15 protein-coding genes and 3 pseudogenes are annotated in these 18,967 nt (G+C 58.4%); 5 read left to right on the top strand and 13 right to left on the bottom strand.

The window, feature by feature from the left end; translation table 11 throughout:
• Positions 1-45 precede the first annotated feature (45 nt).
• Entirely contained in the window at positions 46-1,029 is a 984-nt protein-coding gene (locus ACHMXK_RS11860; RefSeq protein WP_397440562.1) for a Bug family tripartite tricarboxylate transporter substrate binding protein, read from the bottom strand.
• A gap of 89 nt (positions 1,030-1,118) precedes the next feature.
• On the bottom strand, positions 1,119-2,000 hold the full coding sequence (locus tag ACHMXK_RS11865) for a fumarylacetoacetate hydrolase family protein (RefSeq protein WP_397440564.1): 882 nt from the start codon (positions 1,998-2,000) through the stop codon (positions 1,119-1,121).
• Between the two features lie 211 nt (positions 2,001-2,211).
• Here ACHMXK_RS11865 and ACHMXK_RS11870 point away from each other — a divergent pair, with 211 nt between their 5' ends.
• Positions 2,212-2,907, top strand: coding sequence for a FadR/GntR family transcriptional regulator (locus tag ACHMXK_RS11870; protein WP_397440566.1), 696 nt, complete (start codon positions 2,212-2,214; stop codon positions 2,905-2,907).
• 735 nt (positions 2,908-3,642) lie between these two features.
• Here the strand turns inward: ACHMXK_RS11870 and ACHMXK_RS11875 are convergent.
• From ACHMXK_RS11875 to ACHMXK_RS11890, 4 genes and pseudogenes are all read right to left on the bottom strand, one after another.
• Positions 3,643-4,680 carry a hypothetical protein gene (locus ACHMXK_RS11875; protein ID WP_397440568.1) on the bottom strand — a complete coding sequence of 346 codons (1,038 nt, stop codon included), beginning with the start codon at positions 4,678-4,680 and terminating at the stop codon, positions 3,643-3,645.
• A gap of 54 nt (positions 4,681-4,734) precedes the next feature.
• Positions 4,735-7,729: pseudogene (locus ACHMXK_RS11880) on the bottom strand (Tn3 family transposase).
• Between the two features lie 42 nt (positions 7,730-7,771).
• Positions 7,772-9,088: a site-specific integrase gene (locus ACHMXK_RS11885; protein WP_397440570.1), complete on the bottom strand. Its 1,317-nt coding sequence runs from the start codon at positions 9,086-9,088 to the stop codon at positions 7,772-7,774.
• Between the two features lie 196 nt (positions 9,089-9,284).
• A pseudogene (locus ACHMXK_RS11890) lies at positions 9,285-9,473 on the bottom strand (ArsB/NhaD family transporter); the annotation flags it as partial.
• On the opposite strand from ACHMXK_RS11890, the gene ACHMXK_RS11895 reads away from it, so the two are divergent.
• Together ACHMXK_RS11895 and ACHMXK_RS11900 are read left to right on the top strand one after the other, a co-directional pair.
• Positions 9,463-9,720, top strand: coding sequence for a hypothetical protein (locus ACHMXK_RS11895; RefSeq protein WP_397442581.1), 258 nt, complete (start codon positions 9,463-9,465; stop codon positions 9,718-9,720). The pseudogene ACHMXK_RS11890 and the gene ACHMXK_RS11895 sit on opposite strands and share 11 nt — an antisense overlap.
• 41 nt (positions 9,721-9,761) lie before the next feature.
• Positions 9,762-10,550 (top strand): aminoglycoside phosphotransferase family protein, encoded by a 789-nt coding sequence (locus tag ACHMXK_RS11900; protein ID WP_397440572.1) that lies wholly within the window; start codon positions 9,762-9,764, stop codon positions 10,548-10,550.
• Positions 10,551-10,845: 295 nt separating this feature from the next.
• Here the strand turns inward: ACHMXK_RS11900 and ACHMXK_RS11905 are convergent.
• The 4 genes and pseudogenes from ACHMXK_RS11905 to ACHMXK_RS11920 form a co-directional block, all read right to left on the bottom strand.
• Positions 10,846-11,835, bottom strand: a pseudogene (locus ACHMXK_RS11905) (DEAD/DEAH box helicase); the annotation flags it as partial.
• Between the two features lie 281 nt (positions 11,836-12,116).
• Positions 12,117-12,407 (bottom strand): hypothetical protein, encoded by a 291-nt coding sequence (locus ACHMXK_RS11910; protein ID WP_397440574.1) that lies wholly within the window; start codon positions 12,405-12,407, stop codon positions 12,117-12,119.
• Positions 12,408-12,658: 251 nt separating this feature from the next.
• Positions 12,659-13,057, bottom strand: coding sequence for an Hsp20/alpha crystallin family protein (locus ACHMXK_RS11915; protein ID WP_397440576.1), 399 nt, complete (start codon positions 13,055-13,057; stop codon positions 12,659-12,661).
• 18 nt (positions 13,058-13,075) lie between these two features.
• Complete coding sequence (locus ACHMXK_RS11920; RefSeq protein ID WP_397440578.1) at positions 13,076-13,522, bottom strand: Hsp20/alpha crystallin family protein; 447 nt, start codon at positions 13,520-13,522, stop codon at positions 13,076-13,078.
• Positions 13,523-13,813: 291 nt separating this feature from the next.
• On the opposite strand from ACHMXK_RS11920, the gene ACHMXK_RS11925 reads away from it, so the two are divergent.
• A complete protein-coding gene (locus ACHMXK_RS11925) occupies positions 13,814-14,887 on the top strand; it encodes a DNA-binding protein (protein WP_397440580.1) in 1,074 nt (357 codons plus the stop codon).
• A gap of 434 nt (positions 14,888-15,321) precedes the next feature.
• Positions 15,322-16,014, top strand: a complete 693-nt coding sequence (locus ACHMXK_RS11930) for a PEP-CTERM sorting domain-containing protein (RefSeq protein WP_397440582.1) — start codon at positions 15,322-15,324, stop codon at positions 16,012-16,014.
• A 623-nt stretch (positions 16,015-16,637) separates the two neighbouring features.
• Here ACHMXK_RS11930 and ACHMXK_RS11935 read toward each other — a convergent pair.
• From ACHMXK_RS11935 to ACHMXK_RS11945, 3 genes are read right to left on the bottom strand one after another with little or no spacing between them, the layout of a single operon-like run.
• The gene (locus tag ACHMXK_RS11935) at positions 16,638-17,756 is read right to left on the bottom strand and encodes a nucleotidyltransferase family protein (RefSeq protein ID WP_397440584.1); all 1,119 of its coding nucleotides are present in this window, start codon (positions 17,754-17,756) and stop codon (positions 16,638-16,640) included.
• Positions 17,753-18,682 carry an HprK-related kinase A gene (locus ACHMXK_RS11940; RefSeq protein ID WP_397440586.1) on the bottom strand — a complete coding sequence of 310 codons (930 nt, stop codon included), beginning with the start codon at positions 18,680-18,682 and terminating at the stop codon, positions 17,753-17,755. Before ACHMXK_RS11940 ends, ACHMXK_RS11935 begins: the two co-directional genes overlap by 4 nt.
• On the bottom strand, positions 18,657-18,932 hold the full coding sequence (locus ACHMXK_RS11945; RefSeq protein ID WP_397440588.1) for an HPr-rel-A system PqqD family peptide chaperone: 276 nt from the start codon (positions 18,930-18,932) through the stop codon (positions 18,657-18,659). Before ACHMXK_RS11945 ends, ACHMXK_RS11940 begins: the two co-directional genes overlap by 26 nt.
• Positions 18,933-18,967 lie beyond the last annotated feature (35 nt).

Raw genomic sequence — 18,967 nt, forward strand, 5'->3', positions numbered from 1 at the left:
CAGGCGGATCGTTGCCCGCGCTGGCCTGCCGGGGGTCAATGAGGTTTACTCAACCTTGCCAATTCGCTGGACTACCTTTGCCATGACGGCCGCGTCCTGGGTCACGAATTTTGTAAATTCCGGCATGTCCATGTACTGCACATAGGTTCCGGCGGTTTGCAAATTTTGCACAGCGCGCGCATCGCTGGCAGCAAATTTTGCGGCTTCCCGGAGCTTGGCCACCACGGCATCCGGCGTCGATGCAGGCACAAAAAGCCCGGTCCACTGGGAGTAAGTCGCGGGAATGCCGAGTTCTTTCAGGCTGGGAACATCCGGAAGCGTCGGGAGACGTCCTTCACCCCATTGCGCCAGTGCCCTGAGTTTTCCGGCCTGGATATGGCTGGTGACCGTGGAGGGTCCGGTGGCGATGAGGTCCACTTGACCACCCAGCAGCGCGACCACAGCCGGCCCGGCACCGGTGTAGGGGATGTGCAAGATGGAGGTGTTGGTTGCCGACTTCATTTGCTCGACAGGTACATGCATGGTCCCGTAGTTCCCCGAGGAACCGAAGGTGTAGTTGCCGGGTTTGGCCTTGACGGCCGCGCTGAACTGCTTGAAGTCCTTCCATGGGCTGTTGGCATTCACCACCAGCACAACCGGATCAGCCGTGAAACGTGCAATGGGTTTCAACTGCGACAAGGTGAACATAGGCGGGCGCTTGAGCACGCCATCGGCTTCGGGCAACACCACGATGGACGACAAGGCCATCAACACGTTGTAGCCATCGGACTTGGCCTTGGCAACCTGCGACATGCCTATGCCACCGCCGGCACCGGCCTTGTTCTCGATCACCACCGGTTGCTTCAGGTAGCGCGCCATGGCCTCGGCGATGGGCCGTGCGACGATGTCGGCGGCGCCACCGGGCGGGAAGGGCACCACCATGGTGATGGACTTGTTGGGGTAAGCCTCTTGCGCCACACCCGGCAAGGCCGTGAAAAGCGCATTCACGGCAACGCCGACCAGGACCCAGGTCTTGCTTGAATATTTCATAAAGTTGTCTCCGTTATTCAATCATTTGCTTGAAAGAAAGCGCAGAACGCAAGTGCTGCGCAAGGCACCCCGGCGGGGCGCCCGTGTCATCACACAGCGCGGATGCGGTTGTTCATTTCGCCAAGGCCGGTTACCGCGACGCGAACCAGATCGCCGTCCTTCAGGAACTTGGGCGGTGTGAAGCCGATGCCGACGCCGACAGGCGTGCCGGTCGCGATGATGTCGCCGGGGAGCAGCGTCATGGCTTTCGACAAGGTCGCGATCAGGGTGGGCACGTCGAAAATCAGATCGGTCAGCACGCCGGTCTGGCGCAACTCGCCGTTAACCCAGGTTTGCACCTTGAGCGAAGCGATGGGCGACTCGTCCGAGGTCGAAATCCAGGGACCGAGCGGACAAAAGGTGTCCAGCGACTTGCCGAGGAACCACTGCGCATGGTTTTTTTGCAGGTCGCGTGCCGTCACGTCGTTGACAGCGACAAAACCGAACACCTTGCCCAGCGCGTCAGCCGGCGAAACATTGCGGCATTCGGCACCAATCACGACACCAATTTCGCCTTCGTAGTCCACGGAGGTCGTGTGAGCCGGGTCGTAACGGATGTCATCCGTCGGACCGGCCAGCGAGGTGGTCGCCTTGGTGAAGATTTGCGGGAACGCGGGCACGGCCGCCGCGCCGCTGGTCGCGTTGAAACCGCTCTTGTCGAACTCTGCCGCGTGTTCGGTGTAGTTCTTGCCAACGGCGAAAATGTTGCGCACGGGCACCGAGACGGGCGACAGGAAGGTGACGTCCGCGAAGGCGGCTTCGCCTTCCTTGAGCAGGTTCAGTTCTGCCGCGCTGATGCGGCGTTCGATCACGGCCTGCACCGGGTTCAGGTGCTGCGCAAAACTGCCACCAATAAAGGTGACCTTGCTGCTGACCTCATCGACCAATACCATGCGCACACGGCCCTGATAAGAAACACGTCCGATTTTCATAAAGCTCCAATTGGTTCATCAAAACAACCCAATGCGTCTCGATTGGGTCAATCATAAAACCAATAAAGACCATTTCAGCTTAATTAAGAGATTTTTCTTCGGGTTTTCACCAAAATTCTCTGCCTGGATATCAATACATTGGTTCAAATTGGGTTGATTGATGACAGTCGAGTGGGTCACTTTGCTATGATTTGGTATTCAAGGAAGAACCATGGACAACACGGCGGCACTGAAGGACGCAATCCTGGGCAAGCTCAACTCAGGCGAGTGGGGCCCGGGGCATAGGATCGATACGGAGCGACATCTCAGCGAGTCTTTCAACATCGGCCGATCAACCGTGCGGCGGGTCCTGGCACAGCTGAAAGTGGCCGGATTCATTACCCAGACCGTGGGAAGCGGCACCTATGTCAGCAAGGAATTTCAACCAAAAGCCTTGATTCCCGATGCTGCGGCCGGTGTTGCCGCGGCACTGGCCAGCGTCCCAGGCAGCGTCAGTCCCGCCGAATTGATGGAGTTCAGGTTTGCGATTGAGCCGAGCATTGTGGAAATGATCATCCGCAACGCCTCCCAAAGCGACTTCGCAAAAATGGCGCTTTGCTGCGACAAGGCCGAGGCCGCAGAAAGCATGGAGGAGTTCGAAGTCTGGGACGGCAAACTTCACGAAACCATCGCGCTGGCCGCGCACAACTCACTCGTTACCCACGTCTTTCAGTTGATCAACCGGGCCCGCGATCAGGACGACTGGGGCGCACTCAAGCGCCACAGCCTGACGCCGGAACGGCGCCTGTCCTACCAGGTGGAGCATCGCCAACTCGTCAGCGCATTGACAGACCGCGACCTGGCCCGAGCCGTCACCTGCACGCGTGACCATCTTCTGCATGTCAGACGGAATCTGCTGGGTTCCTGAGCATTGGCGGCAGTGGTGAATCCGTCTGCCAATCAACGGTGCCAGGAAGCAGGGATGCTGGATCTGCATCGACATGTTGAAAACTTTTTTATTTCCAAAGTGCTGCCAGTTTCATTTCGCCGGATGCCAATGTTGTCGCATCCAACTCATATTCACGACCGAAATGTTGTCGGACGGCTGTTAAGGCTGTTTACGGTAGTATCGCGGTGCTGCACACCGCACTACTAGTTAACATAATATACATCGTAGAACATCAGCAAGGCAGATCGTAACCGCTCTAGGTGTCGCCACGAACTATGTACAAAAATTACTTAAGATTCCTTCAGCCTGGGCGGGGTCGTGTGGTGTGCAATTGCTTGCGCCGCTGTACCAATCGTTTATTCCACCCATTCAGCGTGCAGGCTAGCGGTCGGTCCGATCAAGTCAATGGCGGAAGCCCCCGCCATCGACCAACTGAAGGCCGTCGATCATTGTTTTCCAGGAGCGCAATCCTGCGTGGATTCGAGCATCGATTAGCGCCCCGAGGCAGTCGATCCTGAGAACTGCGAATTGGTTCTCGTAACCTTTAGAGGGTCGGCAGGGATTCATGTAAAAAACCGCAGAAATGACCTTAACTCTATGATTCCATTGAATTTATAGGTTTTTCAAGGCCAAGGATTTTCCGTCATGGCGGCAACACCTGCCGCAACCAACCGCGCCGAGTATGCCAAGGCCCCTAGACCGTGGCGAGGGCTCTCAGGTATCCCCTTGCGGTTCCGATGGAGGGCAAAGTGCCTCTGCCGCCCATGCCGGCGCAACCCCATCATTGAGTGCCTGCATCCACGAGAGCTCTGTGTTTGGCACTGCCTTGGGCAACAGGAAGTCCGTTTTTGAAACGATCTCAACAACACATAGACCACCGCTGCCAACACCCAGTCTGAACTCCGGACTCGCGACAGCAACAACCGCCGGATGCGTGCGAAATTGGCCTGCAGGGTCGTCCACTGCTGCTGCCAACGCGCGGACCCATTCGGAGATTTGATCGCATGCCAGCGTCAGACGTAATGGCGTGCACGCCGAAGTCACGCCCCCTCCCGGCGACCCGTACAGTGCCCCGTTTAAGCTGTAAAAGCTCCCCACTCCTCCCTCTCTGAGGTTGCTGACCTGCGTGGTGGTCAACGGCTCCCCCGCCGGAAGAAGCTGGCCTCTGATTTTGAAGTCCTCTATGAACTCCGGCCAGTTTCTCGCCATCGTGTCGAAGAGAGCCACGTTGGCGAATCCAACTTTGTCAGGATGGCGAAGGATGTCAATGAACGCAACGCCATTGCCGCCCACAAGGCAAAACGCCAGATAGTCAGCCGGCGCAGAAAAAAATTGTCCGGCAGGGATAGGCTTGGCCGTTAAGTGAAAGTGCAGGATGCCCCAATCCGCGAACAAGAGATCCGTTCGCGCATGCGTGGCCTCGCCACTGGTGTCGTTGCGAAGCATCAGCCCGCGTCCCTGATAGGGGTTGACATTGGCGCCTTGTTCAAAGCGTGCAACCAATTGCTGCAAGCCTTTCTTGGCGTCCTCAGGCAGGTTGGCAATCGGGAACTTGTCCGAAAGCACCACGGGCCTCGGAAACGGATCGACATAGCGATGACGGAAGTCCAGCCAGCGCAGCAAAGGCGAGCTGAGGTTCGGCTTCTCCTGGTTGAACTTCAGCCCGAATTTGTCGACAAAAGCCGCGGCGAGATCCTCCAGGTCCGAATCGAATTTTGTCGCCGTCGAATTGGGGGGAGCGTCGCTGGTCATGGTCTCGAAGGTAGAAGAATTGTGGCGTGGACTGAGGGGTATTTTCCGAATCCGCTAAGACTCCATCGGGATGATGGTGGCATCGAAATTCAAAGGACCGATCTTGCGCCGAAAGTCCAGCGTGTAGTCCCCAAACCGATTGATATGCGCCGTGCGAAACGGCGCCAGGCCGGCCAGGATCTCCAGGGTGATCTCGGTACCCTCGTCGCGAAGCTCCTGCAGGACCCGTGTCATGCCCACCACGTTGTGCAGAATGATCATGTTGGCCACCAGGTGGTTGTACTTGATCACCTTGCGCTGCTCGTGCCGGATGTTCTCGGCAATGATCCCCTCTCCCCCGAAGAACGACCAGCCGGCAAAGCCGTTGAACTGCTCGCTCTTGTTCGTTTCGGCATGGATCACCTTGCGCAGCCCGACATCGCCGATGTAGCTCAGCAGGAACATGGTCCGGATGACCTTGCCGAGTTCCACAAACGCGAAATACAGCTTGTTCTTGCGGCTGTAGGTGCCGAGCCGGCGCAGGATGGCCGACGGCGTGATCTTGCCGGTCTTGATCGAAACCGCCACCCGCAACATCGCCGGCAAATGCAGTTCAATCAACCGCCAGTCGATCACGTCGCTGAACAGCGCGTTGATGTTTTGGTACACAGCGCCTGCTTCTGGGCGATGGAATTTGAGGTCCTGGATACCCCGGATGCGCGGCATGAGTTGGATACCCAGCAAGTGGGCCAGCGCGAAGACCGGGTAACTCTGGGCCTGCGTGTCCCCGTGGATCGTGTCCGGCCGAATGTCCGATTCGTTGGTCATCAGCCCATCCAGAATGTGGATGCCTTCATAGGTGCCGCAGGAAATGAAATGGCTGAACAGCGCGATGAACTTGTCGGACACATGGTAGTAGCCGATGCCACCGTAGCCGCCATAACGGATATGGTGCTCGGACAGCAGGTTTTGCTCGTAAAGATTCCACTTGGTGCCGTCGGCCGACGCGTGTTTGCCGGTACCCCGAGTAGCCTGGCAGTTCAAACTTGTTGTACGCGTTGATCACCTTGACAATGGCTTTGTCCAGCAGATCCTCGCTGACGTATTTCAGATTCAGCCAGGAAATTTGCCGGCGACTCAGCCCTTTGATCGATTTGGCGGTCTGCACTGGCCCCAGGTTGCAGCCGTAGCAAAACAGGGTCGTGATGACGCGCATGCGCAGGTCCTCCAGGCGGCTGTCCGTCCCCGCCAATGGCCGGAACAGCTTGTGCAGGTCCAGCCAGCGTTCGGTATCGATCATGACGTCCACAATGCTGGCCGCCTCCATGCGCTCGGTGATCAGGGCGTCGATCCGGGCGGCCGCCTCGACGATGTCGGAGCGCGGTGGTTTCCTCAGGATCAGGCGGCCATCAACGATCTCGGCATGGGCGTTTTCCGGGAAAGTGGCGTCGATGTCCCGGACCCGCTGAGCCATGGCAGATTTGAGCATCGCCACAAAGGTGCCCGGATCGGTCTCGATGCCGGTGACCCGGCCATAGTCGCCCACCTCTTTTTCAAAGGTGGCGTCATCGACCAGTTGTTCGCGGTAGTCGTCATAACGTTCACCGTACTTGATGAAGAGATCGCCCGACTTCAGGTCGTCCTTGACTGCATGCATGACCGCCAGCTCAAAATACCGGCGGTGGACAGCCTCCGCCCGGCCCTTGCCGGATGGCCGGACCAGCACCAACCGCTTCCACTGGCCCGACATCCAGCGGAAATCCTTGTCTTCAGTCAGGCCCAACATGTCCAGCGGCACGATATCAGCGCGGTTGTCACGCAGCTTGTAAAGGGCCTCAATCAGCCGCTCCACCACCTGGTCCTCGCTACTGGCCTTGGGCGAGGCGATGCCAATGCAGTTGAGCAGCTGGGCCCGGACCATCTTGTAGGGCTGCAGCAGGAAAGGCAGGTGGTTGCGACCGGCATAGGCCAGGTGCTGCTCGCACTCGTTGAGCAGCTCGTCCACGTCGGCTACCAGGGTCGTGCCGATGGCATCCACGCGCTGGGTGTCCGTCCCCTCCAGCTGGTAGGCACCCAGGATGTCTTTGAGCTGGCCGACCAGCATGTCGGTTTTCTGGACCCGCTCCTGCTGGAAGGAGAGCAATTTCTGCCTGGCATTGTTTTCCAGGTTCTGCATGAGGCGGATAAACAGGTCGGCGGCATCATCCAGGGACTGGGCATGCTGGGCCCGGATGAAGATCACTGCCAGGGCATAGCGTTTTTTCGGCTTGAGCTCGGCCATCTCGGCCGCATTGAGGGCACGCGCCAGGTGCCGGAACTGCTTGAGCTTGGGCACCGGCACGTCGGGCTTGGGAAGCTGCTCCACCAGGTACTGCAGGCGCCGGATGTGCTGGATGTAGGTGCGGGTTTCCTTGTTGGTCGGCCGCTTGGGCTCACGCTTGAGCATTTGCCAGGCAGAAACCGACTCGCCCGTGGCAGTTTTAAGCAAACTGTCGATCAAGGCCCGTGTATGGGCTGTCAGCTGGCTGGTGATTGCGGAGAAATACCGGTTATTGCTCTTCTCCCGGGCCCGAAACGCCATCCGGTCCAGCGTCGAGAAGGCGGGCAACTCGTAGCGGTGGTGGACCAGTTCCTCCAGCATGACATTAATGATGTCGGCCACCGCCTGTTTGGTCTCGGCCGCCGTGTCGGCGACGACATCCAGCCAGGCGTATCCCGCCGGGTTCAGTGGCTTCACATTTAGGTGGCGGCGTAACGCTGTGAAGAGGGCCATGCGCGAACCAGAGGCTTCAAAGCGCTTGAGGTCCGCCAGCGACGGCACCCGGGCGACGCCCGCGTGCTGAGCAATGTGGTCCCTTATGGCCTGGGGTACATCGGCCAGCCGGATGAAATAACCCAGGCGCTGGAAAACTTTCAGGTGTATCAGCGCCGCCATGCGCGGCAAGGCGCGCTTGCCGACGCTTCCAGCCAGGCGTTGTTCATCCTCGGTCGGCGTGTAAAACTCCGCCAGCTCACGGGGTGTCGGATCGGATTTCAGGCTGCGATAGGCCGTCTCGTCGAGCGTGGTCATTCGCGGGGACTACCCCGCCTGGCGGCTTTGTTACCCATCGCGTCAATCCCAATAGGTGTCGGTGGCGGGTTCGTGAAACGAGGTTTCGAGCAGACACTGGTTGTCCTCGGCGATGCGGTACATGTCATCGAGCAGCGTGGTGATCACCTCGTCCAGCAGGTCGCGGGACAGGTAGGGAACTGCCAGCTCGTAGAGCGTGCCCTCGGCGTTCAGGCGTTGCATGGCGAAACGCTCGAAGCAGGTCTGCTCGATCAGCCGGTGGCCACGGGCCAAGCCGCGCGACTGCTTGCTGAAACGGGCCAGCACCAGCGTAACGAGCAGGACCGCCACGGTCGTCGTTCCTTCGGCCGGTTGGCGGGAAACTTCGGCCTGTTCGGTCAGCAACAACAAAGGCGGCGGCGGCTGCGGAACTGCCGGCGCCAGGGCTGTCAGGCCCTGCTCGAACCGGGCCTGCAGGCTGGAACCCGACGCATCGAGGTAACGCATGGCCGATTTGACATCCTTCCAGCCCACGTACTCCATCAGTTCCTTGATGTCCCAGCCGCTGGCGCGGGCCCACCCGGCAAATCCGCGGCGCATGGAGTGGCTGCTGTAGTCCTCGGGGGACTCGACGCCGGCTTCGGCGAACAGGCTGCGCAGCAAAGGGATCAGGCTGTTGGCGTGCAGGCTTTCCTCGGCGACATGCCCCCAGCGATCGATCTTGCGGAACACCGGGCCCTCGGTCAAACCGGCCAGGCCGATCCAGGCATTGAAGGCGGTCACGGGGCACAAGCGGGACAGGGCCGGGCATTTGAAAACGCGGCCCTGCAGTTGCCTGTCGCCTTTGCTGCGGCCCAAGTAGCAGGCAAGCCCTTCGCCCGGCGTGACCTGGGTGTTTTCAACGCGCAAGTTGACCAATTCGTCAGAACGGAATCCACGCCAAAACCCCAGCAGCATCAGACTGCGGTTGCGTGTGTGGCGCAGCAAAGCCGGCCGGTCGCCGGCCCCCTGGGCATTGCCGATCGCGGCATCGAGCCATTGGTCGATTTGCTGGACTACATTGAGTTCAAGAGGACGTGCGCGCTTTTCTGGCACCGCGTGAATCGAGCGAATGCCTTTGAGGACCTGACGCACCAGGGCCGATTTGGTGGGGTCGGCAAAACCTTGGTCGGTATGCCAGCGGGACAGCGCCGCCAGCCGCTGGCGCAGCGTGTTGATGGCCAGGGTAGCCGCATGATCGGCCAGGTAGCGGGAAATGGCGTCAGCCGTGGAAGGCAGCAGGCCCTTCCACTCTATTTCAAAATGGCGTATGGCCGAAGCGTAGCTCCGACGTGTGTTATCGCGCTCGGCAGCTTCAATGTACTGGGCGAGAGGGCTCATGTCACTGTAGTTTAGGTGTGCTTTTCTCGAGCGGTCTCAAGGTGAAGACCATGGATACCAACGGGCGCAGGAGATTTTGAACGAGATTACACGATTTAGGGTTGATCTGAATGCCTGTTTCAGAGAGCCCGCGGCCCTGAAGCTGGGTCTTTTCGCTGGCACGAGAGCGGCAGTTAAAGCCTCCTTATGGAGTAGCTCATTGAAAAAACGCGTAACCCGCAAGCGCCGCCACCAGCGCGGTGAGCATGGCGATCGCCCCAACTTTCAAGAATTGCAGGTCCGACACGGACTCGCCTTCTCTTCGCAGGGCAATCAGCCACAAGATGGTCACGAGGGAACCGGTGATGGACAGGTTGGGCCCCAGGTCGATTCCGATGAGCACGGCACCATGGATCATTGGACTACTGATGCGCTTTAAGCTCGACCTGAATGCATCCGATGCCGATTGGGAAGCGACGCCGCCCTTGAACGGAGGCTTCTCGCTCGGCCAAGTGTTCACTGCAGCGGCCGCAAATTTTCGTCACTATGACGAGTGGGCCGCAGCGAAGGAAGTGCTCACCAAGCAGCAGGTGATCAACATGACTGCGCTGTGCGGGGTGCTTGGCCTGCCGCTGACGAACCAACACGGATAACTCATAACTATTGCCAAGGTCTGCCATGATAATGTGACGGAATGTTTACTGAGTACGTGAATCGCTGGGGCCTCATGCCGGACGGCCTGCCTATCGTGACGAATAGCGGGCGCCTTTTGCCAGTTCGGTGCAACGGGATGCCTGCAATGCTGAAAATTGCTGTGCATGAGGAGGAAGCAGCCGGCGCTGCCTTGATGGCTTGGTGGGAGGGCGAAGGTGCGGCCAGAGTACTGGCCCATGACGGAGCAGCCCTCCTCTTGGAACGTGCCGAGGGAGGTATGGCGCTCGCCGAGCTGGCCCGCAATGGGCGCGACGACGAAGCAAGCCGAATCATATGTGCGGTGGCGTCCAAACTGCACGCACCGCGGCCTAAGCAACCGCCTGCACTTACCGGCCTGTCCAAGTGGTTTCATGGGCTTGAGGTCAATGCCACGGCGCATGGCGGAGTCTTCGCCATTGCCGCAGTGACCGCACGGGAATTGTTGGCATCACCGCAGGATGTTTGTGCACTCCATGGGGACATACACCACAACAACATTCTCGATTTTGGTCAGCGCGGGTGGCTCGCAATTGACCCGAAAGGGCTGGTGGGAGAGCGCGGCTTCGACTATGCCAACCTCTTCTGCAATCCCGACTCTGAGACCGCGGTCAGGCAGGAGCGGTTTTCGCGCAGAGTGGATGTCGTCGCAGCAGCAGCGGGCCTTGAGCACAGGCGACTGCTTCAGTGGATTCTTGCATGGGCAGGTCTTTCCGCGTCGTGGCATGTTGAAGACGGCTCCATGCCTGATACAGCCTTGGCTGTCGCTCACATGGCTATCGCCAAACTCTGACACTCGGGGCCCCGCCAACGGCTGTTCCTGGCCGTATTCTGCCATCTAGGCCAATGTCTATTGGTTGACCGATAGTATCAATTCTCCCTGCCATGTACGTCACCAATTCACATGGGCAAGACCAGAATATTTAGGATTACTGGTCAACGATTACCGGCACAGATGGTCAACTAGACAGGAATACGCAGATTAGTAGCAGTGGCGGATTTGGAATGCGAATCGGTGGTGGATTTGAGATGCGATTGCCTGGTGATTTTGCTATGCGAATCCCTGGTGGAATTGGTGCGAATACTCAGTAGTGCTGGTCGCGGTTGTACAGGTGGTGCGCACGCAGGGCCGCGTACACGTGGTGCATCAGCGTGATGTTGGCCGGGTCGTACAGGCTCGCGCCTTCGGCCAGCAGGCCGGCTTCGGCCAGCAGCTCTTCGGCCTTCTCGTGGCCAGCCTCGGTGAGGAACACCTGCTGGCTCTTCTCGTCGACCGTGAAGTCGCCCGGATCGATCACGCCCTCGCCGGTGCGCGGGTCGGCTTCGCCGATCTGCTTCTTGAGCTTGGGCACCACCACGTTGATGCGCACATAGAGTTCGGTGTGGTCCTCGGCCTGGCCGCTGATGATGAGCGGTGTGCGCGCCTCGTCGATCAGGATCGAATCGACCTCGTCGACGATCGCGTAGTGCAGGCCGCGCGCGACGCGGTCGCACACCTCGTACACCATGTTGTCGCGTAGGTAGTCGAAGCCGAACTCGTTGTTCGTGCCGTAGGTGACGTCGGCGGCGAACGCGGCCTGCTTCTCTTCGCGGTCCATGCCCGGCACGTTGACCCCGACGGTGAGGCCCAGAAAGCCATACAGCCGGCCCATCCATTCGGCATCGCGCCGCGCCAGGTAGTCGTTGACCGTGATGAGGTGGACGCCCTTGCCTTCGAGCGCGTTCAGGTACACCGGCAGCGTCGCCATCAGCGTCTTGCCTTCGCCGGTGCGCATCTCGGCGATCTTGCCTTCGTGCAGCGCGATGCCGCCGATCAGCTGGACGTCGAAGTGGCGCATCTTCAGCGTGCGCTTGCCGGCCTCGCGCACGACCGCGAAGGCCTCGGGCAGCAGGTCGCCGAGCGTGTAGCCCTGCGCCAGACGCTGGCGGAATTCGTCGGTCTTGGCGCGCAGCGCGGCGTCGTCCAGCGCTTCGAACTGCGGCTCCAGCGCGTTGATCTTGTCGACCGTCCGCCGGTAGCCTTTCAGCAGGCGGTCGTTCCGGCTGCCGAAAATCTGGGTCAGGATCTTGGGGAACATGCAGCGTCCGCGGGCAGTGGGTCTTGAGGCGCCAGCGCTACGTAAGGGAGGAGAGCCGCGTTCCAACGGCGGCCCGCAGGCCGGGTCCCGATGTCGTCAGGGTCGTACTTCGGGATCAGAACCGTCAATCTGCTCGTCTTCTCTCGCATCGCGGGGGGGGGGCTTCGCATTGCGGGTGAAGTCACCGAATCGGGAATCAAACGTCAGCGCGTAGCCCATTGTTCAGCGCATCCCTTAACTAAGCTAAGCGACCTGCTGAGGAAGGACCACCCTACGGCTGGCTACTTCTTGAATTTGGCGGAAGCCTTTTCCAAGGCGCTCTTCATCGACGCCCATGCCGTGTCCACACCAGCCTCCAAATGTCGCCACGCCGATTCGCTGGAGCCGTGCAGTTCCTCCAGTTTCTTGAATGCAGCATCGCGGGTGGCGCGCATGGTCTTGAGCTGCTCCGCGAATTTCGCGCGCGCCTCAGCGCCCATTTGCTCGCTCTTGGCTCTCAGCCTGTCGACCTCAGCATCCCACTTCTTGATTTGCGAATCCATCTTCGCAAAGTATTCGTCCTTCTTGCTCATGGTATGACTCCATTTGTCTCACATCATTGCGACCCACTGGCACCGGACCAACGCTGGTGTGACGCCCGCACCAAGCGTGACAAGATCGTTCAGCAGCCGTTTCGCGATAGACGGCTCATTTCGTCCACCGTGGGCCCAAGCGTTCCGGCTCGCGAGCCGTGGGTCTAGCGCAACCGCGGCCGAAGTGAAGCCCGACGGGCACCCGATCAGCGGTCCGGCCGGCCGCGGGCACGACCGGCCGGACGCGGACGTCAGGCCGTGCGCACCTCGACCTTACGCGGCCGAAATTCGGCCGTTTTTGGAATGCGCACCGTGAGCACGCCGTCCTTGAGGCTCGCTTCGATCTGGTCGGTTTCCAGCTCGCCGCTCAAGACGAAGCTTCGCCGGTACTTGGTGGCCTGCACGCATGTGTACAGGGCTTCCATCCCCGCCGGCATGTCGATCACCACATCGCCTTCGATGAGCAGGCTGTTCCGGTCGGCCTGGACGTTGAGCCGGTCCTTCGAGACGCCCGGCATCTCGGCCTGCACGGTGATCCCGTGGCTATTCTCGAAAACATCGACCGCCGGGGCGAGCACAAGCTCCTGCTCGCGCGCCTTCGTCTGGACTTCTGTGGGCTCGCGCTTCGCGACTTCTTGCCTTGCTGTCATGATCACCTCCATCGATTGTCAATTCACTGTGATCTGCCGCGGCCGCACCGTCTCGCGACGCTGGACCGTGATCTGAAGCACGCCGTCGCGGTACTTCGCTTCGACCCGATCCGGGTCCACGTCATCGGGTAGCGTGACCACGCGCCGGAACTCTCCGTCGAACCGCTCCCGCCGGTAGTAGTCGGCGGCCTCGTCGACGGGCACCTTGAGCTCCCCGGACACGGCGAGCAGGTTCTGCTGGATGGAGATATCCAGGCTCTTCGGATCGAGGCCCGCGGCGAAGAGATAGACGTCCACCCGCTCGGGTGTGGCGCCCACGTTGATCGGCGGGAACGTGCCGCGTCGCATCGTGCGGATGCCGGTGGGCAACGACCCGCTGCCGAAGAACTGGTCCATCTCGCTCTCGAGGCGCCTGAACTCGTCGAAGAGGCTGGTATCGAAACGACCGTATGGACTTCTGAACATAGCGAACCTCCTATTGGTTAGGTTGGTGACCACAAAAATAAGTCCCATGAAAGGAATTTCAAGGGGGTGGTGAGAGCCCGTCGGGGCGCGTCATGCGCATCCAATGGCGCCGAATGAGTGATTACGCCCACCCCACACCAACGCCACGACTTCATCAGCCCCAAACCGGCGTCACATTGGATAATCCACCATTACCCAATGTTAATTTTATCAAAAACTTCCATTTATTGACCTCTTAAATAGTATGTATTATCATAGTACATACTATGGTACGAAATGATGAGGTGAGCAATGGCCAGAGCCGGAATCTATAAGTCTGAAGTGCTGCGCGCCCGCGATAAATTGCTGGCCACCGGGCGCAATCCGTCCATCGATGCGGTGCGCGAAGAGCTGGGCAGCGGCTCCAAAACCACGATCCACCGCTACCTGAAGGAGATCGAGGAAGAGGAAGGTGGGACCACCGGCTCCCGCGTGGCCGTCAGCGAGGCCATCCAGGACCTGGTGGGCCGCCTGGCCACCCGCGTCAACGAGGAAGCCGAGGAACGGGTCACGGCGGCGCAGGCCAGGCACGCCGAGCAACTCACGCATCACCAGCAAACCGCCGCGGCCCTGAAAACCGAGGCACAGTCCACGCGCCAGCAGCTGGAGCAAACCCAGCGTGCCCTGGTCGAGGAAAAGGCTGGCCATGGCAAAACCAGCGAGGCGCTGCGCAGCCAAACCCTTGAATGCACGCAGCTCGCCCAGCAGGTGGCCGGCCTGCAGGAGCGCCTCGCGGCCGAGGAACGCCATCGCCAGTCGCTGGAAGAAAAGCACCAGCATGCCCGGCAAGCGCTTGAGCATTTCCGTCAGTCCACCAAGGATCAGCGCGACCAGGATCAGCGCAAGCAAGAGCAGCAGGTGCAGTACTTGCAGGCCGAGTTACGCACCGTGAACGAGACTTTGGCCACCAAGCAGCAGGAAGCCGTCCACAGCCTTCAGGACAACGCGCGTTTGCTGGGTGATTTGTCGCGCGCCCAGGGCGATCTGCACCAAGTCCAGGAAGAGGTGCGGGGCCTGCGGCCACTTAAAGATGAACTGGGGTTTGCGCAGCGGCGCGCGGAAGAATTGGGCCGGCGCCTGGTAGAGCAGGAGGCGGCCGTCAAGCAGATCGGCACATCGAATGAGCAGTTGCAGGCCAAGGTCGATGAACTGCTCACCGCGAAGCAGCAACTGGAACTGGCGCTGGCGACGGCCAGGTCATCCGTCGCGGCGCAGGAGCAGGTAGTAGCCAGCATGCTGGAGCGATTCAGCGCGACGGCGCCTGGTCCAGATTTGGCCGTGAAAAGCCCGGCTGAAGGGGGCGGTCGATCAGTTAAGGGGGCGTAAAAAAAACCAACGGCACCAGGGACGTAAGCATATTTGCAATATTTACTGAACAGTAAATATAGGCGTTTTAGCAAATATTGATTGCGCTCAGGTACCAAAAGATTGTAAAAAATCCAGTAGCGGCGGGGACTTAGGCCTGTTTCTGCGGTGTTTTACATGAATCCCTGCCGACCCTCCTTTACAGACACTCAAAAACAGTTTTCTGTGAATTGATCCTGAGATTGAAGCTGTGCCGTCGGAAAATTTTACAACTCGAACGACCGCCTTGATAAGAACCAATAATAAAGTCAACAAAATCATGGCCTTAGGCATTCTGGCCCGGTTATTGCTTAATCGTGTCGAAGCCGGTTACAGCTTGTACCCATGTGCTTCAAAAGTATCAATTACCAACTACGAACCCCGGCTCCGGCTGGGCTAACTGAGGGGGAGACGAGATGAAAACCAAGAGAGTTATTCTGGCTGCCTTGGCCGCGCTGAGCTTTGCTGTGACTGCGCCGCAGGCCATCGCGGCCCCCATTACGTTTGAATTTTGGACGCCAACAGGGCTGCTGGGTTCGAGTGAGTCCTACACGGTCGGGACGACGACAATCACGGCCTATTCTGGCAGCTACTCGGGAACCACGGTTACGCGCGGCCTGCAACTGAACGGCGTGAACGGCGGTACGAATAATCAAGGCCTAGGCATCTGCAATGCCGCTGGTTCGTGCAGTACCGGCAACGGCGACCCCTCGGTGAATCTCGATGGCGCGCCGCCGGAGCTTATTCAGCTCGACCTTTCTGACCTCTACGCTGACGGGTATAGCCTCATCAAGATCAACTCTGATCGGGCGACCAACATCGAACTGCTTAGGATCTATGCCAGCAGCACAATCACCGGTTTGGGTACGCTCCTCGCCAGCATCAACGACGCCAGCGGCGACTTCGCCATTTCAACGGGCGGCCTTCGGTACCTGAACTTCATTGCCTTTCCCTTGGGTGATCCTTCTACCGCGCAGGTGTTGTTGCATTCGCTCACTGCCGATGTCGCTGCCGTGCCGGAACCCGCGACGCTCACCCTTCTCGGTGTTGGCCTAGCAGGACTTGCGTTGTCCAGGCGCAGGACGCTGAAAGTAACAGCCGCTGCTTAAGCCATTTAACCCCGTTACCCCAGACCCCGCATCGGCGGGGTTTGTTTTGTGCGCCCAGCACGGGCGCACTGCCGGCGAGGCAAGTCTTCTCGCGAACTGACCACAGAGAGCAAAGTAAAGCAACTGCGTGAGGATGGCTGACAGAGTATTCCAACTCTATGTTCAACGAGTGTTTAGCTTGCCCATATTCAAGAAACAACGCATGGATCTGAGCAACTATAGGTACGTCCCATTCGCACATCTCCTCGCGGAATTGGCAGACCTCAGCACCAAGTGACTCGGGATCGGAGATTGCCTACCTTCTATGCGCTCCCGATTCTGGATAGACATTACCAGCAAGACTTCAAGGAATACTTCGAAATTCCAGCAATCAACACTGATTAGCAGCAGTGGCGGATTTGGAATGCGAATCGGTGGTGGATTTGAGATGCGATTGCCTGGTGGTTTTGCTATGCGAATCCCTGGTGGAATTGGTGCGAATACTCAGAAAGCCGACTTCGCCACGCTCGGCCTCTTTACCGCACCGATCACATGGCTCCCTGCCCTCCTCCCCGTTTTGGCGAGTCTGGGATTGGCTGCGTCCCGGCACGCAAATCGCATTCTGAATGGGCCAAAATGTGATGTCAGGCCTTCAAATCAGTAGCCGCTTTCGCTTTTTCTTCGTCGTGGAATTTGGGCCGAATAAATGCCTTCCGACCCAAATGGTATGCCAGCAAATAAAAAGGCATTCGGATCCAGTGCGAGCGGATATACAGTACAAAACGTGCCGCCCACGCGCCCAATGAACTGGTACTGGTATGTACGGGTCGTAAGGCTTGCAAATAACATCTTTCCGTCAGCCCAGCCAGCCAAACCGATGGTGCTCCAATTTTGGCTGCTTCGAGCACATGCTGGGGCACAGGGGTATCGAGCATCAAGGTGGTGTACCTTAAGGCGTAATAAAGAGGTCGTGTCAACCCAAGCTTAACTGCGCGCGGTACAAGTTGCCCCCAAAAGGCAGGCTCGGCTCCTAAATGTCGAAGCAGGCTGTCCAGATCGAACAAATCGCGTAATGCTTTCTCAAAATCACCCTCATGAAAAAGGTGAGTTGCACTATGAAGAAGCATATCCACAGGCTGCAAGACGTACAAATTCGAATGGCCCGGCAACGCAACCACGGCCTCCAGCAATGCCGTCGTGTTGACTTTGACCCGTGCTGTTTCTGGCAGGATGGTGTGGTGCACATCGATAGTTGTTCCCCGCCGGACGTGACGCATAGGGGGTATTTCGTGCATCCATCGACGGTAGTAACGCTGGTCATAAGCATCGTGGTGTGAACCTTGCCAGCCATGAATCATCAACTCGCTTTCAGTACGACCTAGTCCGCTTTTGGGTACGATGATGTCTACGTCCGCGAAAGTCCGACCGTGCGCTGCAGGCAACCCAGCCATGACATACGCAGCACCCTTGAGAAGGACAACCTTGACTTCGGCATTCATCAAAGCCCGAGCAATGCACGCCACCTCCCAGCGCAAGGCAATTTCTTGTCTTCTGGCCATTTGCAGCGCCGAGATCAAGTGGTGACGGGGAGAAAGAGGAACCGTGCTGATCAAGTTGTTCTGAGTCAATTCATGCGCCAGGCGGGCCAGCAAATTGGAACTTCGCCCCTGACGAATCAACAGATCCCATTCCAGCGCAGACAAGTGACGCAAGGACTGCGGCGTCAGTAGTGCAGTGACAATCAAATCACGTTGACGGTTCATCCTATCCGCCCCTCAAGCAAGGCATCAAATATGCGCTCGGCATCATCAAGCTGGCTATAGGTGAATTGATAGCATTGACTTTGGTCTACCAGTCTGCCAATCGCCTCAAATCCGCGTTGCCCTTGGATATCGTAGTTGAAAGACTGTTCAGCAATCAGCATGAAGGTGCGTGCCCGGCTATGGCGGGCCAACTCAGATGCGCTACCAGGGGAGTACTTAGGTAAAACAATCCATGTAGGCAGAACGGGTTCGCCGGCACGCAATACACTGGTCAACGGTGGACGCACTAGTGCCACCGTGCCCTTGGTTGTATCTGGCATCGACGCAGTCATGACGGCGGCAGGTGCAAACTGCTTGATGACATCAATTGACTGGTTTTTCAAATTGATCGGTCGAGACATGCCGTAGATCAAGTCGCTCGCTATGTCATAAAGCGCCAACTCATCCGAAAGCAAACGCCAGCCACGCATTACCAGGCCCGTACAAAGTGTGCTTTTCCCGGACCCGGGCGGGGCTGGCAGCATGACCGATTTTCCGTCCTTTTCAATTACCGCCGCGTGGATGATCAGGTACTGATGACAGTGCGCGGCAACACACCAGTTGAGCCCCCACTCCAACATGGCAATGGCATGGGCAACAGGCAAGGGAATGAAAGAAGGACGGCCGTCAAAGAAAAAACGAATTTGTGGTTTGAACCACCGCCTCAGGCCGGTTTCACGAGCAATCTCAACATGAAAATCGGCAAACGCGTCAATTGGACAAACGTCGAAATCCGCGTAGATCAGGGAGATATCACAAGCAAGTAACGGAACATCGGACTTCAACCGAGCGACGAATGGCCCTAACCTCAATAATAATTCGCCGCGGCGCAGCAAACGGGCCAAATCAACCGTGGAAAATTTAGATATTTTCAACGAGGCCGACATTTTGCAAGTGTTGCAACGTGACCTCAATGAACTTCACAATGTTCGACGGACTCTCATCCGCGAACAGGCCGATAAGTTCTTCTGCCAGCATTTCTGACGTACGAGGTGCCTCTGTGAGCAATTGAAGTAATTCAAGCCCCGGCCGTTGAATCAAGTGCGTGTCACCCGACAAGGCTCCGTATACAACGGCAACATCTTCATCGTCCCATTCCCAAAAATCAAGTTTTTCAAATGAAGATCGAGTCCACAAAACGGAGTTTCCCCAAAAAAGGAGCAGCGAGCCCA

Origin of the sequence: Polaromonas sp. UC242_47 (assembly GCF_044452385.1) — a bacterium.
GTDB lineage: Bacteria > Pseudomonadota > Gammaproteobacteria > Burkholderiales > Burkholderiaceae_C > Polaromonas.

Excerpts from the sequence above, each read along its gene's own strand:
- ACHMXK_RS11860 (WP_397440562.1), bottom strand. The coding sequence starts at position 1,029 with ATGAAATATTCAAGCAAGACCTGGGTCCTGGTCGGCGTTGCCGTGAAT.
- ACHMXK_RS11865 (WP_397440564.1), bottom strand. The coding sequence starts at position 2,000 with ATGAAAATCGGACGTGTTTCTTATCAGGGCCGTGTGCGCATGGTATTG.
- ACHMXK_RS11870 (WP_397440566.1), top strand. The coding sequence starts at position 2,212 with ATGGACAACACGGCGGCACTGAAGGACGCAATCCTGGGCAAGCTCAAC.
- ACHMXK_RS11875 (WP_397440568.1), bottom strand. The coding sequence starts at position 4,680 with ATGACCAGCGACGCTCCCCCCAATTCGACGGCGACAAAATTCGATTCG.
- ACHMXK_RS11885 (WP_397440570.1), bottom strand. The coding sequence starts at position 9,088 with ATGAGCCCTCTCGCCCAGTACATTGAAGCTGCCGAGCGCGATAACACA.
- ACHMXK_RS11895 (WP_397442581.1), top strand. The coding sequence starts at position 9,463 with ATGAGCACGGCACCATGGATCATTGGACTACTGATGCGCTTTAAGCTC.
- ACHMXK_RS11900 (WP_397440572.1), top strand. The coding sequence starts at position 9,762 with ATGTTTACTGAGTACGTGAATCGCTGGGGCCTCATGCCGGACGGCCTG.
- ACHMXK_RS11910 (WP_397440574.1), bottom strand. The coding sequence starts at position 12,407 with ATGAGCAAGAAGGACGAATACTTTGCGAAGATGGATTCGCAAATCAAG.
- ACHMXK_RS11915 (WP_397440576.1), bottom strand. The coding sequence starts at position 13,057 with ATGACAGCAAGGCAAGAAGTCGCGAAGCGCGAGCCCACAGAAGTCCAG.
- ACHMXK_RS11920 (WP_397440578.1), bottom strand. The coding sequence starts at position 13,522 with ATGTTCAGAAGTCCATACGGTCGTTTCGATACCAGCCTCTTCGACGAG.
- ACHMXK_RS11925 (WP_397440580.1), top strand. The coding sequence starts at position 13,814 with ATGGCCAGAGCCGGAATCTATAAGTCTGAAGTGCTGCGCGCCCGCGAT.
- ACHMXK_RS11930 (WP_397440582.1), top strand. The coding sequence starts at position 15,322 with ATGAAAACCAAGAGAGTTATTCTGGCTGCCTTGGCCGCGCTGAGCTTT.
- ACHMXK_RS11935 (WP_397440584.1), bottom strand. The coding sequence starts at position 17,756 with ATGAACCGTCAACGTGATTTGATTGTCACTGCACTACTGACGCCGCAG.
- ACHMXK_RS11940 (WP_397440586.1), bottom strand. The coding sequence starts at position 18,682 with ATGTCGGCCTCGTTGAAAATATCTAAATTTTCCACGGTTGATTTGGCC.